Source organism: Myxococcaceae bacterium JPH2 (genome assembly GCA_016458225.1).
Classification (GTDB): domain Bacteria; phylum Myxococcota; class Myxococcia; order Myxococcales; family Myxococcaceae; genus Citreicoccus.
Window position 1 is genome coordinate 90,923 of record JAEMGR010000034.1, and the last position, 14,849, is coordinate 105,771.

Below are 14,849 nucleotides of genomic sequence, written 5' to 3' on the forward strand. Positions count from 1 at the left end.
GACGCTGTGCTGCCAGCCCGCGTCGTCGTGCCTTCTTGCCTGGCTCCTAGAGCAATGCAGGTGCCAACTGCCCGCGCGCGTCCGCGTCCTCGGGCCTGCTTCCGGAAATCGGGCACTTGCGCCTGTCAGCCCCCCGACATCCCCCTGCCCCGCGTGACATGCCTGTCAGAGCCCGCCAACGCTGTCATCCCCTCGGGACTGACAGGGCTGTCAGGGCCCCCTCGGACTTCTCAAGCCCCAGGGTCACTCGCCCAGGACGGAGCGGATGGTGTCCCGCATCGAGTGGCGCGGCTTCCAGTGGATGTCCTTCACCCACCGGGAGCCATCCACGGCGCACAGGAACTGGATGTGGTCCAGCTCCGGCGGCGGGAAGCTGGCCAGCCGGTAGCGGAACAGCAGGCCCAGCAGCGGGCGCGCCACGGGATGCGGCACGGGCAGCGGGGTATTGCCCAGCTCGCGCATCACCGAGGACAGGGGCACCTCGCCCGGCCCCACGACGTTGTAGACGCCGCGCAGCTCGGGCTGGAGGGCGGCGACCATGGCGCGCGCCACGTCCTCCACATGGATGAGCTGCACCATGGGGTCGAAGCCCGCGAGCGTCCACGGGTGGCGCAGCCGCAGGTAGTTGGACGGCGCGTTCTTGATGGTGGGCCCGACGATGTGGACGGGCCTGAGAATCACCGTCTCGATGTCCGGGTGCTTCCAGAAGAAGCCATGCGCGAGCATGTCCACTTCGATGAGGTCGCGCACGCCGGAGAACCGGCTGGCCGCCATCAGCGGCGCGTCCTCGGTGAGGAAGTTGGAGTTGTCCGGACTGGGGCCGTAGACGTTGGCCGAGGACAGCACCACGACCTTCTTCACCCCGTACTTGGCGCAGTACTCGAGCAGCCGCGTGGTGCCCACCACGTTGAACGAGTGGTGCTCCTCCTCGCTCATCCGGGGGTCATGCATGATGCCCATGTGGATGACGGCGCGGACGTCGTTCTTGCGAAAGACGTCCTCGGCCTTCTTCTTGCGAAGGTCGAGCTGGTACATCTCGACGTCCTTCGGCCGCCCCAGGAAGGGACGCCGGTCGATGCCGATGATGCGCTCCTGCTTGTGGAGGAGCTTCGCGAGGGTGCGGCCGAGGTTTCCGCTGATGCCCGTGACGACGACGGCGGGTCTCATGTGCCCGCCGTCTTAACATCACCGCCGGTCCGGGCGCTCACCAGAAGACGCCTCGGCGCTCCTTGAGGCCCTGGTGGAGCATGGCCTGGATGGCGGCCTTCACGGTGCGGACCTTCTTGTCCAGCTCGCTGTCCTCGTCATCCGCCCGGCCGGTGAAGCGCAGCGGGTCCCCGAAGTAGATGCGGTACTTGGTGGGCAGCGGGATGGGCAGCCCCGTCGGGGTGATGGGGAACGAGGGGAACCCCAGGAGCTTGGCCAGGGGCTTGAGGTCCATCAGCGCGGGGGCCTGCTCCTCGGCGCCGACGACGGCGATGGGGACGATGGGCGTGTCCGTCTCCAGCGCCAGCCGCATGAACCCCAGACCGAACTCCTGGAGCTGGTAGCGCTGGGGCCACAGCTTGTTGATGCCGCGCGCGCCCTCGGGGAAGACGAGGATGGCCTCGCCGGCCTCCAACAGCCGCCGGCAGTTCTCCGGCGTCCCGACAATCTGGCCCACGCGGGCCATGAAGGTGGAGACGTACGGGAGCGACGGCACCCACTTCTCCACCATGCTGCGGATGGCGCGGGGCGGCTGGGCCTCCACCATGAGCGAGATGCCAATCATCGCGCCGTCCATCGGCAACTGCCCCGAGTGGTTGGACACGAGTAGCACGCGCCCGCTGGGAATCCGGTCGGCCCCGTAGGCCTCCACGCGGAAGTAGTGGCGGTACAGCCACAGGAACGGAGCGATGGCGGCCAGGCTGTAGTCCAGGTTGAACCCGAACGGGTCCACGCCGTACTCGTTCTCCGTGCGAGCCAGGGCCTGGAGCTGCTGCTGCTGCTCGGTCCCGGCCATGCGCTCGGTCCAGCCGCGCAGACCCTTCTTCACCTTGTCGCTGAAGCGCTCCAGCATGGCGGCTGTTTAACACCACCCGCCCGCGCACCGGGAGAGGCCCTGTCGGGCACGCCACGTTTCCTGGGGCTCTAGAGCGTGGGCGCGAGCCGCTCCGCCACGACCTTCAAGGTGACGACGTCGAAGTCCGCCTTGAGCCAGCGGAACACCTCGAGCAGCCGCTCCTGCTTCGGGGCCGCGGGTACGCGCAAGTCCCTCTGCTGCCGGGTCAGCTCGGGCGGGATGCCGTCCGCCGCGGACAGCACGTCCACGCCGTGCAGCTCGAAGTTGAAGAACGCCTCGCGCTGGAGGGCGCGGTAGGTCGAGCGCAGGACGGGGCGCGGGAGCGTGGCGGCGAACGTGCCGATGAACGGAAAGCGAACGCCCGGCGTCACCGCCATGGGCAGCTCCAGCACCGCGCCCGAGCCTCGCTGGTAGGGCCGCGCCGGGTCCGGACGGTACGGCACGCGCGGCGCCAAGAGCACCCGAGGCGTGTCCAGCACGGACCGGGACGGACGCCCCAGCACGGCCAGCGCCCCCATCACCGCCGCCTTGGCCGCGTAGTACGGCGCGGCCGGAAAGGCCGACGAGCCATACCGGTACCCCTGCGCGACGGTGGCCGCGTACAGGTCCGGGCTGAGCGTGTACCCCGGCGCGCGAAACCCCGACGGGCGCTCACCCGTGGCGCGGGTGATGAGCGCGTCCGCTCGGGCAAGGTCCGCCTGGATGGCCTCCGCGCCCCGACGGCTCAGCGCATAGTCATGCGAGTAACTGTGGCTGGCCACCTCGATGCCGCCCGCGTGGCTTTGGCGCATGCCCTCGGCGGCGGCGAGGTCCGTCTCCAGGTCCTCGCCGATGACGAAGAACGTCCCGGGAGCGCCCACCGTGGCCAGCAGCTCGCGGAAGCGCGGCACCGCCACCGCGTGCACCAACGAGCGGGCGCGCGCATCCAGCAGGGACTCCGGCAACCCATGGATGCGGCAGTAGTGCGGCAGCGAGTCCAGGTCGACGGAGATGGACGCCAGCCGTTCCGCCATGCGCCGCCCCTCGCTCAGGTCCCGCGGATGCGGATGACGTAGACCAGCTTGCCCACGTTCTTGAGCACGTTGGGCACGCGCCGGAACAGGTGGATGGAGGGCTGGCGCTTCTCGTGGAGCTGGATGGGGATCTCCACCACGTTCAGGCCCTCTCGCCAGGCGCGGACGACGAACTCGCTGGCGAAAACGTCCATGTCCACGACGCACTTCTGGATGACGGGCAGCAGCGCCTCGCGACGAAACGCCTTGAGGCCGTGCGTGTCCGTGCCCTGGAAGCCCAGCGTCACCTTCAAGAGCTTGTTGTGCACCCGCGTGGCCGCGCGACGGATGAGGGGCCGCTGGTCGCTGGCGCCCTTGGCCGCCTTCGAGCCCACCACCATGTCCGCCTCACCGCGCTCCAGGCGAGGCAGCGCCGAGTCGTAGAACGAGAGGTCGCACAGGTCGATCTCATCGCAGACGACGTAGGTGCCACGGGCCAGCAGGATGCCCGCCTTCAGCGCGACGCCATAGTTGGGCCGCTCCGAGTGGAACCACCGCATCCGCGGGTTCTTCGCGCACAGCTCCTCGAGGATGGCCGGCGTCGCGTCGCGCGAGCCGTTCTCCGCGAAGATGATTTCGTAGTCGAGCCCGCGCGCATCCAGGCCCTGGCGCAGCTCTTCCGCCGCCTGGGTGATGATGGACTCTTCGTTGTAGACCGGGATGACGACGGAAAGGTACGGGGCCATGTGTCAGGGGCGGGCGGAAAGGGGCGGGACCTAGCACGGCCCGCGACACCCGTCGACAGGACTCGCGCCAGGAGCGTTCGCCGGCGTCAGCGGTTCAGCGTCCGAGCGACAGCGCGCCCGGCCAGGATGGCGTCCTCCATGGACGAATACTCCCACTGCCCGTAGCGGCCCGCCGTGTGGATGCCCGCCTGGTCGAGGAAGCGAACCACCTCACTCTTCGCCGGGCCATACGCGTCGTCGTAGAGCACGTAGGCGTTGGGAATCTCACGCGCGCGGGCGAACAGGATGTCGTCCGCGGAGTGGATCATCTGCGAGCGCAGCAGGTCCTCCACCGCCTTCGCCTCGGCGTCCGCCAGCGACAGGCTCCCGTGGTGGCTGTACTCGACGGAGAACGTCGCGGTGTCCGGCGGCGCCAGCGGCGCGAACACGGCGGAGGGCGAGCCGATGCGGTAGCTGTGGAACTCCGACTCGGGCAGGTAGATCCAATGCCACGGCTGCCGGTTGGCCCCGCGCGCGGCGACGCAGACGTAGGTCACGGTGGTGGCGCGCAGCTGCTTCGCCGCGGCCTGCACTGACTCCGGCACTCCGGAGCCGCCCTTCGCCAGCAGTTGCACCAACCCGGGCAGCGAGATGGAGGACACCAGGCTCGCGTAGCCCAGCGAGCGCCCGTCCGACAGCGCCACCGTCTTCGCCTTCCAATCGATGGAGACCGGCTCGGTGTGGACACTCAGCTCGCCGCCCTTCAGGTGGCGGAGCATCGCGCGGGCCAGGCTCTCGATGCCGCCCTCGCGCGGATACAGGAACGACGCGTTGTAGCCGAGCGCATCGCTGCCGCTGCCGAGCGCCCCGTCCACGACCTCCTTGAGCGTGGGCCTGGGGACGAAGCGGCCCACCCACGCGGCGGACAGCTCGCGCGGGTGCACGGTCCAGAGCTTCTGGTTGTACGGAACCATGAAGTTCCGGGCGAAGCCCTCGCCCATGTAGCGGAGGATGAACTCCTCGAAGTTGCGCGGATCCCGCTCGCGCAGCTCACGGCCCTTCTCGCCGTAGATGGCCTCCACGTAGCCCACGAGGTTCTCGGCGACGACTTCAGCTGGGAGGCCGTGCGTATTCACCTGGTAGGGGAAGCGCGTGAAGACGCCGCGCGAGAACACGGCCGCCTTGCGCTGGATGCGGACCAGCTCGCCGGGCAGCCACAGCGTGTTCACCAGCTCCTGCACCTCGGGGTCGCGCAGGTGGAGCCAGTGGCCGGTGGGGTCGAAGTAACACCCATCGATGACCTCGGTCTTGATGAGGCCACCCACGCGGTCGGACCGCTCGATGAGGCGCCATGGGCGCTGAAGGAAGTGGGCGGTGGACAGGCCCGCCAGGCCCGCGCCGAGGATGACGATGGGGTCCATGCTCGGGCGGGTCTACCACCTCCCCCCTCTCGCGGGGGAGACGAACGCGCGACGGCTGACTGCGGGTGAACCCGCTCCCCTGGCCGCTCGGGGGGCTCGAATCGGGACCGAGCGCGTTCTTTCCGGGCTCGAAACGCCTCTGGTAGCCTGCGCACCGCCCCGCGGGAACGTACCGAGCCCGCCCCACGTGCGCGCGCCAGCCGGTCCCGTCGAAGGAACCCCATGAAAGTCTCCTGCCCGTCGTGCCAGACGAACTACAACATCGATGACAGGCGGATCCCGCCGGGTGGCGCGAAGCTCAAATGCGCTCGGTGCCAGACCACGTTTCCCATCAAGCTCGAGGCGGTGAGCGCGGCGGAGTCGATGCCGCAAGCCCCTTCCCACGAGCCCGCCATTCCGCTCCCGGGCGCCGCCGCTCCGCAGCCGGCCAGCCCCGCCATCTCCCTCGGCGCCGCCATTCCGCTTCCGGGCGCCGCCGCTCCGCAGGCCATCTCGCTCGGCGCGGGCCCGGGCGCCGCCATCCCGCGCCCCGGCGCGGCCCCCCAGGCCAGCGCGGCCAGGCCTCTTCCTGGCGCCGCCGCTCCGCAGGCCAGCCCCGCCATCTCGCTCGGCGCGGGCCCGGGCGCCGCCATCCCGCGCCCCGGCGCGGCCCCCCAGGCCAGCGCGGCCATTCCTCTTCCTGGCGCCGCCGCTCCGCAGGCCAGCCCCGCCATCTCGCTCGGCGCGGGCCCGGGCGCCGCCATCCCGCTCCCTGGCGCGGCCCCCCAGGCCAGCGCGGCCATTCCTCTTCCTGGCGCCGCCGCTCCGCAGGCCAGCCCCGCCATCTCGCTCGGCGCGGGCCCGGGCGCCGCCATCCCGCTCCCTGGCGCGGCCCCCCAGGCCAGCGCGGCCATTCCTCTTCCTGGCGCCGCCGCTCCGCAGGCCAGCCCCGCCATCTCGCTCGGCGCGGGCCCGGGCGCCGCCATCCCGCTCCCTGGCGCGGCCCCCCAGGCCAGCGCGGCCATTCCTCTTCCTGGCGCCGCCGCTCCGCAGGCCAGCCCCGCCATCTCGCTCGGCGCGGGCCCGGGCGCCGCCATCCCGCTCCCTGGCGCGGCCCCCCAGGCCAGCGCGGCCATTCCTCTTCCTGGCGCCGCCGCTCCGCAGGCCAGCCCCGCCATCTCGCTCGGCGCGGGCCCGGGCGCCGCCATCCCGCTCCCTGGCGCGGCCCCCCAGGCCAGCGCGGCCATTCCTCTTCCTGGCGCCGCCGCTCCGCAGGCCAGCCCCGCCATCTCGCTCGGCGCGGGCCCGGGCGCCGCCATCCCGCTCCCTGGCGCGGCCCCCCAGGCCAGCGCGGCCATTCCTCTTCCTGGCGCCGCCGCTCCGCAGGCCATCTCGCTCGGCGCGGGCCCGGGCGCCGCCATCCCGCTGCCCGGCGCCGCCGCTTCGGCCATTCCGCTCCCGGGGACCGCCGCGCCTCGGGCCGCGATCCCGCTGCCCGCCGCGCCGCCCCAGGACGATCCCTTCGCGTTCGACCCCTCGACGGGGAGCGCGGACGCCATCCCGCTTCCTGGCAGCGCCGCCCCGGCGGACCCCTACGCCGCCTACGACGATGGCCCGTTGGACGGGTACCAGGACCGGGACTCCACCCGCGTCGTAGCCATCCCGGTGCCCACGGACGCCTACCGCGACCCCGCGGCCGCCTATGGCGTGGCCGGTTCGCAGGAAACGGCGCGCGACTTCGACTTCTCCGACAGCGCCATGTCCGACGTGGCCGTCGCCGAGCCCGAAGCCCCGCAGGAGTTCGACTTCTCCGACGCCCAGCTTCCCCCGCCTCCCGAGCCGGACCGGCCTGATCCCTTCGCCCTGGACCTGGAGAGCGCCCCGGACGCCAGCGCCGAGGCCTTGTCCATGGATGATCCCTTCGCGCTCCCTCCGCCGCCGCAGGACCATGCCGCGCCGGCGGGTGCCGAGGAGGATCCGTTCGCCCTCCCCCCGCCGCCCCAGGACTACGCCACTCCGGCCATGGGGGAGGATCCGTTCGCCCTTCCGCCGCCCCCGCAGGGTTATGCCCCGCAGGCCATGGAGGAGGATCCGTTCGCCCTCCCCCCACCTCCGGCCGCGTCCCCTGATTTCGACTTCGCGGACCTCCCGGCCCCCGTGGAGCCCGGTGGGTATGCCCCGCCCGCGCAGGGCCTGGACTTCTCCGATCTCCCGTCGCCGGTCGCGCCCGCTCCGAGCGTGTCCACGCTGGACTTCTCGGACCTGCCGTCGCCCGTCGAGGCGCCCCCATCCGTCTCCTTCGACTTCGCCGAGCCCCCCTCCAGCGCTCCGTCGCCGGACTTCCAGCTCGACTTCTCCGAGCCTCCCGCCGCCGCGCCCGCGCCCGCCGCGGATCCCTTCGCGATGGACTTCTCGGCGCCGCCGCCCGCGTCGGTCAACCCGGCCACGGACTTTGGCGACGTGGACTTCGGCGAGCCGCCCCCGGCCGCGGGCGCGTCGGACTCGCTGGAGTTCGATCCCACCGCCGCGGCGCCGCTGGATGATCTCGAAGCGGACCTCTCCGCGCCCCTGCCGCCGCCGCCCGCCGCGGGCCCCACGGACGGCCTGGAGATGCTCAGCTTCATCGACGACGCGGCCCCCCGGAACGCGGGCGCCTCGGCCGCCAAGGTGACGCGCTTCCACGTCCGCCGCCGCTCGGGTAAGGTGTTCGGCCCCTTCGACGAGGGCGTCATCGTCAAGATGCTCGAGGACGGGCAGCTCCTGGGCAACGAGGACGTCTCGCTCGACTCCGAGACCTGGTCCGCCATTGGCACCAACCCGACCTTTGGTGGCGCCATCGAGCGGCTGATGTCGGGCCCGTCCAAGGCCGCGGTGCCCTCGGTGGGGCCGGCCTCGACGACCGTGGACGCGCCACAGGGCGAGACCTCGAGCTCGCAGGCCAGCATGGATCGACTGCGGCAGCTCTATGAGGGCCGCATGGCTGCCGTGTCCGTGGTGGACCGCAGCGCATCCACGGAGCAGTGGAAGAAGCGCATCCCCTTGATGGTGGGCGCTGGCGTGGCCGTGCTCGTCCTCGGCACGGGCCTCGGCTTCGAGTTCACCCGCTACGGCGCCTTCGGCCGCAACAAGCTGCTGCCCACGCGCGTCTCGAAGGGCTCGGCCGAGGCGAAGCTCGTCGACGAGTCCCACGCCGCCCTGCTCCAGGACACCTTCGCCAGCTACAAGCTCGCGCACGACCAGAGCGCCAAGGTGCTGGCCTCGAAGGAGTACCCGGAGGTCCGGGCCTTGTGGTGCCAGGCCGTCAACTACCTGCAGCGCCGCTACGCCGCCGGAGACCCCGCCGAGTTGCAGCGCTGCCAGCAGGCGGTGGAGCACGTCGAGCTGCTCGGGGAGAAGAACCTCGAGTTCATCAAGATGACGGCGGGCATGGCGCTCACCGCACGCCAAGCGGACGCCGTGCTGCCGCGCCTTCGGGACGCCTACAGCCGTGAAGGCAACCAAGCGGACCTGGAGTTGTCCTTCCTGCTGGCCGAAGCCCACGCCACGAAGAAGGACGCCAAGAGCGCCATCGAGACGCTGAAGAAGGTGCTGGAGAAGGATCCGAAGTCCGCCAAGGCCCTGCACGCCCTCGGCAACCTGTACCAGGCCTCGGGTGACGCGGACGAGGCGGCCAAGGCCTACGACGCGGCGCTCGCGGCGGACACCAAGCACGCCGCCTCCGCCGTGGAGCTGGCGGCGGTGGAGCTGATGGTGCGCAAGACGGACGTGGAGAAGGGCGCCAAGGCCGTGGACAGCGCGCTGGCGCTCCAGGCCGAGCTGGGTCCGGCCGAGCGCGCGCGGGCCCGTGGCCTCAAGGGAGTGGCCCTCTTCCAGCAGTTCAAGCCCAAGGAGGCCGAGACCGAGCTGAAGGCCGCCCTCCAGGAGAACCCGACGTCGGACTTCATCAAGGCGCAGCTCGCGCGAGTGCTGCGCGCCCAGCGCGACTACGACAGCGCGCTCCCGCTGTACCAGGACCTCGCCGGCGACGAGTCTGGCAGCCTGGAGTACGTGGACGGCCACATCACCTCGCTCGTGATGACCGGAAAGATGCAGGACGCGCTCACGGCGGTGGAGGCGGCCAGCAAGAACTTCCCCAACGAGGCGCGCATCGCGTACCTCTACGGCCGCATCGAGGACGCGCTCGACAAGCCCGCAGAGGCGGAGGGCCACTTCAAGCGCGCCACCGCCGCGGACGCGAAGCTGGTGGACGCGAGCCTCTACCTGGGCCGCCTCTACCTGCGGCAGCACCGCAACGCGGACGCGCGCACCCTGCTGGAGGCCGCCGCCGCGCAGGCCGCGGACCACGCGGGCGTGCACGCGGGCCTCGGCGAGCTGGCCCTCGCGGAGAACAACGCGCTGCTGGCCCGGCAGGAGTTCGACCGGGCCGTCCAGCTCGACCCCAACCTCGCGGATGCCCACCTGGGCCTGTCGCGCGTGGCCATGCTGAACGGTGACCTGCCCCGCGCCGAGTCCGAGGCCAACCGCGCCTTGGAGCTGGATCCGCACCTGCTCAAGGACGGCCGGCTGCAGCGCGGCCTGGTCCTCTGGCGGCTGCACAAGCTGGACGAGGCCATCGCCGAGTTGGAGAAGGCCAAGGCCGAGGACCCGCGCTCCACCAACATCCCCATCACCCTGGGCGCGGTGCTCTTGGAGAAGGGCGACCTGGCCAGCGCGGAGAGCAACTTGGGCCTCGCCCTGCGCAACGAGCCCTCCAACCACGAGGCGCTCTATTACCAGGGCCTCGTGAAGGCCAAGCGCAGCGAGTTCACCCAGGCGCTCGACAACATGAAGAGCGCCGTGGAGCGCGCGCCCAAGCGCCCGGACTACCGCTACGCCTACGGCGTCATCCTGCGCGACGCGAAGAACCTGCCGGACGCCATCGAGCAGTGGAAGATCGCCGTGGACCTGGACGCCCACAACGCGGACGCCCACGAGGCGCTCGGCCACGCCTACCTGGAGCGCGGCGAGTTCGACTCGGCCATCGAGTCGTTCGAGTCGAGTCTGAAGGCAGACGCGCAGCGCACCCGCGTGATGGGCGCCATCGGCGACGCCCTCTTCAGCGCCGCGCGCTGGGACGACGCCATCAAGCGCTACCAGGCCGCGCTCAAGGCGGACCCGCAGCTCACGTACGTCTATTACAAGATTGCCCGCGCCTTCACCGAGCAGGCCCAGCACGCCAAGGCCATCGACTGGTACCGCAAGGCCACCGCCGCCGAGCCCCAGAACCCAATGCCGTACTACTACTTGGGCTTCGCCTATAAGGAGAAGAACAAGCGCCGGGACGCCATCGGGGCCTTCAAGGAGTACCTGTCGCGCAAGCCGGACGCGACGGACCGCAAGGACATCGAGGACGAAATCTACGACCTCGAGCACTGACGCTCGGGGAGCCGCCGTCCGTCGCCTGGCGCACGGACGGCGTCGGAAATCTCGCCCCCGGGGAGTCCGGCCTTGAGCAGCCCGGACATGGGGAGCCTTGCCGGCCCCCACCCGGGGTGACTACAAGGCGACCCCCTATGCTGGACCTTCGGTACGTTGCGCAGAACTTCGATGCGGTCGTCGCCCGGCTGAAGACGCGGAGCGGCAACCTGGACCTCGGCCCCTTCCAGCGCCTCTTCACCGAGCGGCGCGACCTCTACGTCTCCATGGAGACGTTGTCGGCGCGCCGCAACACGGCCAACGAAGAGATGAAGCGCAAGGCCAAGGAAGACCCCGGCGCGCTGGACGCGCTGCGCGGCGACCTGCGGGCCGTGTCGCAGGAGATCAAGGAGAAGGAGGCGCGCCTCAAGGAGGTGGAGGAGGAGCTGCACCGCATCCTGCTCCTCATCCCCAACGTGCCCCATGAGACGGTCCCCGTGGGCGCCGGTGCCGAGGACAACGTCCAGGTGCGCGCCTGGGGCGAGAAGCCCAACCTCCTGTTCACGCCCCGCCAGCACTTCGAGCTGGGCGAGAAGCTCGGCATGCTCGACTTCGAGCGCGCCGCGAAGGTGTCCGGCAGCCGGTTCACCTTCTACAAGGGCGCGCTGGCCCGGCTCGAGCGCGCGCTCGTGACCTTCATGATCGATGTGCACACGCAGAAGGGCTACACGGAGCTGCTGCCGCCCTATCTGGTGCTGCGCGAGACGATGATGGGCACCGGCCAGCTGCCCAAGTTCGAGGACGACGCGTTCAAGACGGTGGGCGAGCCGGAGCGCTTCCTCATCCCCACCGCCGAGGTGCCCGTCACCAACTACCACGCCGACGAGATCCTCGACGGCGAGCACCTGCCCTTGCGCTACTGCGCCTTCAGCCCCTGCTTCCGCGCGGAGGCGGGCGCGGCGGGCAGGGACACGCGCGGCCTCATCCGCCAGCACCAGTTCCACAAGGTGGAGCTCGTGAAGTTCTCCCCGCCAGAGAAGAGCCTGGACGAGCTGGACGCCATGACGGACGACGCCTGCGACATCCTCCGTCGCCTGGGCCTCCATCACCGCGTCATGCTCCTGTGCACCGGAGACATGGGCTTCTCCGCGCGGAAGACCTACGACATCGAGGTCTGGCTGCCCGGACAGGGCGCCTACCGAGAGATCTCCTCCTGCTCGGACTGCGGCGACTTCCAGGCGCGCCGCGCGAAAATCCGCTTCCGCGCCCAGAAGGGCGACAAGCCGCAGCTGGTCCACACCCTCAACGGCAGCGGACTCGCCGTGGGCCGCACCAGCATCGCCATCCTGGAGAACTACCAGCGGGAAGACGGCACCGTCGCCATCCCGGAGGTCCTGGTGCCGTACATGGGTGGGCTCACGGAGCTGCGTCCCCACTAACGAAAGTCCGATCATCCATCTTGCTTGCAACGGGCAAGAAATGAGGTAGAAGGGCGGCCCCACGAACGCCGTCGGTTCGCGGGGCACCGCCGGCGCAGTTGGTGTGGAGGCGTGGCCGAGCGGCTGAAGGCAGCGGTCTTGAAAACCGCAGAGGGTGCAAGCTCTCCGTAGGTTCGAATCCTACCGCCTCCGAGATTTTGTTCTTGAGTTTGGTGGTTCTTTGACAGAGAAAGATGGAGAGATGGCCGAGAGGCTGAAGGCACAGGTTTGCTAAACCTGCATACTCGAAAGGGTATCGAGGGTTCGAATCCCTCTCTCTCCGCCACTTGTCGTTGAAGCGCCAGAAAGATTGCTCCCTTAGCTCAGCTGGATAGAGCGTCGGACTACGAATCCGAAGGCCGGAGGTTCGAATCCTCCAGGGAGCGCTGTTTTCCTCGGCGCGTGTCTCATGAGTGACGATGTGAAGTTCATGCAGCAGGCTCTTTTGCTCGCGCAAGAAGCCTCGTCACTCGGAGAGGTCCCAGTCGGCGCAGTCGCAGTGCTCGATGGAAACGTCGTAGGCACTGGCTTCAACCGCCGCGAGATGGACCGCAATCCTTTTGCACACGCGGAAATGTTGGCTCTCGAGGCTGCCGCCAAGGCTGTGAATGCCTGGCGGCTGACGGGCATTACGTTGTATGTGACTCTGGAGCCGTGTGCCATGTGCGCCGGCGCGTTGGTTCAATCCCGAGTCACCCGGCTTGTTTTTGGAACGCAGGACCCCAAGGCCGGTGCCGTAGGTTCGCTGTACAATCTGGCCGAGGAGCCCCGACACAATCACCGGCTCCTCGTGACAAGCGGGATCCTGGCGGACGAGAGCCGCCTGCTTCTCAAGACGTTCTTCGAGCGCTTGCGCGCGAAGCGACGTGACAACTGAATACTGGAGAGCTGGCCGAGTGGTCGAAGGCACCTGACTCGAAATCAGGCGTACCGGCAACGGTACCGTAGGTTCGAATCCTACGCTCTCCGCTGCAGCTGTGTTGGAGAGGTGGCCGAGCGGTTGAAGGCGCACGCCTGGAACGCGTGTATATCTGAAAGGGTATCGTGGGTTCGAATCCCACCCTCTCCGTTTCTGTTGTTGTCGAATGAAAGCTTTGTGGTCGGGACAACGTGGGGGCGCGAACCCCGCCAGGTCCGGAAGGAAGCAACGGTAGCGTACCTTCGCGTGTGTCCCGGCCGTTCTTGTCTGGAAGGGCCGATTCCCACCTCGGGAATCGGCCCTTCTGCTTTTGCGGGCTACGGCAGCGCGGTGCCGCGCAGCGCTCAATCGCGCGCCAGCACCGTCTCCCGCCCCACCTCTCGAACCACATGGAAGCCCGCGGCCTGGAGCTCCGGCAGCGCACGCTTCTCGAACGTCACGGCGCGGTTGAAGGCGGGGTCGCGGATGGAGGCCTGGAAGGCCGCGTCCTGAGGCCAGTCGCACGTGCGCCAGGGGATGTTCTTCCCGATGTAGAAGAACCCGCCCGCGCCCCACAGGCCCTCATTGACGATGAGCAGCCCCCGAGCGCCGTCTCGCGTCGCCGCGACGATGGCCCGGAACTGGTCCGCGCGCAGGTCATCCGGAGGAAAGCCCTCCGCGTTGGCCATGCCCAAGACGACGGCCAGCACGCCGAGTCCCCACCGCAGGGACTGTCGCTGACGCGTGACGATGAAGTCCGCCACTCGCGGGGCGGCGGCCAGCAACACCAGCACCAGCGCGGGATAGAGGAAGCGCACCTCCTTGTGCGGCGTGGACAGCAGGATGGCGACATAGGCGAGCGCGCAAGCCAGGGGGAGCGAGACGGCTCGCGAGCGACGCAACGCGAGCAACCCCAGCGGCACCGCGGCCCAGCCCCACACCGGCACGGAGTTGAGGATGGGCTTCAAATAGTAGTCGGGCGGGGCCGCCCCGAAGTTCGCCGCAGCTCCGTCTGACAGGACGTTGAAGCGCGCGTACGCCAAGAACGAGTGGAAGGGCGAGCCCCACGTGGCCGCGTCGAGCGCTCCCAGTGCGACGGCGACACCCGCGCCGCCCAGGCAGGCAAAGGCAAGCACCCGCCAACGCCGCGCCACCACCAGCCACAGCAGCGCCGCCACCACGAAGACGCCCGAGGGGTAGCGCGCCACCACCGCCAACCCCAGCGCCAGTCCCCCCACGAGTCCTGCGCGGGCAGGCCGCGAGTCTCGGCGGTCGAGCGCCTCCATGGCCACGAGCAGGAAGGACGCCGACAGCGACTCGGCCATGGTGCGACCCGCGAAGACGAGCACCGGGCCATAGAGGCCGAGCATCAGGGTCGCGAGCCAGCCCCCCGTCGCTCCCGCGCGACTCTCCGCGAAGCGGTACACGGCCGACAAGCTCCAGGCATGAAGCGCCCACTGAGGCACCGCCACCAGCGCGCGATATGCCACCGGGTGCGTGAGCCCCAGCAAGTCCGCGAGGCGCAGGCAGCCGGCCACCACGAGGGGCGCGGCCCAGTTGCGCAAGCCCTGTTGCCACTCCCACGCCATGACGCCGTACCCGTGCACGCGCCACCAGCCCGGCTCGAGCACCTGGTACACCTCGTCCGGATGGATGCGCCCCAACTGGGCCACCGCCAGCAGCGCGGGGACCAAGGCCACCGCGGCGAGCAGCCACCCCTGAAGCTCGGACAGCGCCGATGGCGCCTCACGCACCTCCGAGGCAGCAGGAGGCAGGGCGCGCGGCTCGGCGGAGACGGACTCGGGTGCGGTGGCGTTCACGGGCGGCGGTGACTCTCTCCGCCCCTCCGTCCGGGTGCAAGCCGCACCGTGTTTGTCCGTCCGCCCTCCAGTCATGTAGG

9 protein-coding genes, 5 tRNA genes and 1 other RNA gene are annotated in these 14,849 nt (G+C 70.1%); 9 read left to right on the forward strand and 6 right to left on the reverse strand.

Translation table 11 applies throughout. The features are described from left to right. Nucleotides 1-243 precede the first annotated feature (243 nt). The 5 genes from JGU66_31805 to JGU66_31825 all read right to left on the reverse strand — a co-directional run bounded on the left by JGU66_31805 (nt 244) and on the right by JGU66_31825 (nt 5,200). The gene (locus tag JGU66_31805) at nt 244-1,167 is read right to left on the reverse strand and encodes an SDR family oxidoreductase (protein MBJ6765368.1); all 924 of its coding nucleotides are present in this window, start codon (nt 1,165-1,167) and stop codon (nt 244-246) included. 37 nt (nt 1,168-1,204) lie between these two features. Beyond that, the gene (locus JGU66_31810; GenBank protein ID MBJ6765369.1) at nt 1,205-2,059 is read right to left on the reverse strand and encodes an acyltransferase family protein; all 855 of its coding nucleotides are present in this window, start codon (nt 2,057-2,059) and stop codon (nt 1,205-1,207) included. Between the two features lie 71 nt (nt 2,060-2,130). Continuing rightward, nucleotides 2,131-3,075: a polysaccharide deacetylase family protein gene (locus tag JGU66_31815; protein ID MBJ6765370.1), complete on the reverse strand. Its 945-nt coding sequence runs from the start codon at nt 3,073-3,075 to the stop codon at nt 2,131-2,133. 14 nt (nt 3,076-3,089) lie between these two features. Beyond that, nucleotides 3,090-3,800 (reverse strand): glycosyltransferase family 2 protein, encoded by a 711-nt coding sequence (locus tag JGU66_31820; GenBank protein MBJ6765371.1) that lies wholly within the window; start codon nt 3,798-3,800, stop codon nt 3,090-3,092. A gap of 86 nt (nt 3,801-3,886) precedes the next feature. After that, nucleotides 3,887-5,200 (reverse strand): FAD-dependent oxidoreductase, encoded by a 1,314-nt coding sequence (locus JGU66_31825; GenBank protein MBJ6765372.1) that lies wholly within the window; start codon nt 5,198-5,200, stop codon nt 3,887-3,889. A gap of 222 nt (nt 5,201-5,422) precedes the next feature. On the opposite strand from JGU66_31825, the gene JGU66_31830 reads away from it, so the two are divergent. The 9 genes from JGU66_31830 (at nt 5,423) to ffs (ending at nt 13,237) form a co-directional block, all read left to right on the forward strand. Then, nucleotides 5,423-10,594: a zinc-ribbon domain-containing protein gene (locus JGU66_31830; GenBank protein ID MBJ6765373.1), complete on the forward strand. Its 5,172-nt coding sequence runs from the start codon at nt 5,423-5,425 to the stop codon at nt 10,592-10,594. A 137-nt stretch (nt 10,595-10,731) separates the two neighbouring features. Beyond that, complete coding sequence (gene serS, locus JGU66_31835; protein MBJ6765374.1) at nt 10,732-12,012, forward strand: serine--tRNA ligase; 1,281 nt, start codon at nt 10,732-10,734, stop codon at nt 12,010-12,012. Between the two features lie 105 nt (nt 12,013-12,117). Then, nucleotides 12,118-12,204: transfer RNA gene (locus JGU66_31840), tRNA-Ser, on the forward strand. 43 nt (nt 12,205-12,247) lie between these two features. Then, a tRNA-Ser gene (locus JGU66_31845) sits at nt 12,248-12,337 on the forward strand. A gap of 26 nt (nt 12,338-12,363) precedes the next feature. Further along, nucleotides 12,364-12,437 (forward strand) — tRNA-Arg (locus JGU66_31850). Nucleotides 12,438-12,460: 23 nt separating this feature from the next. Next, complete coding sequence (locus tag JGU66_31855) at nt 12,461-12,928, forward strand: nucleoside deaminase (protein MBJ6765375.1); 468 nt, start codon at nt 12,461-12,463, stop codon at nt 12,926-12,928. A 5-nt stretch (nt 12,929-12,933) separates the two neighbouring features. Then, nucleotides 12,934-13,020 (forward strand) — tRNA-Ser (locus tag JGU66_31860). Between the two features lie 13 nt (nt 13,021-13,033). Beyond that, a tRNA-Ser gene (locus JGU66_31865) sits at nt 13,034-13,120 on the forward strand. Nucleotides 13,121-13,144: 24 nt separating this feature from the next. Next, an RNA gene (ffs, locus tag JGU66_31870) (signal recognition particle sRNA small type) lies at nt 13,145-13,237 on the forward strand. A 77-nt stretch (nt 13,238-13,314) separates the two neighbouring features. On the opposite strand, the gene JGU66_31875 is transcribed toward ffs, so the two are convergent. Then, entirely contained in the window at nt 13,315-14,844 is a 1,530-nt protein-coding gene (locus tag JGU66_31875) for a mannosyltransferase (GenBank protein MBJ6765376.1), read from the reverse strand. Nucleotides 14,845-14,849 lie beyond the last annotated feature (5 nt).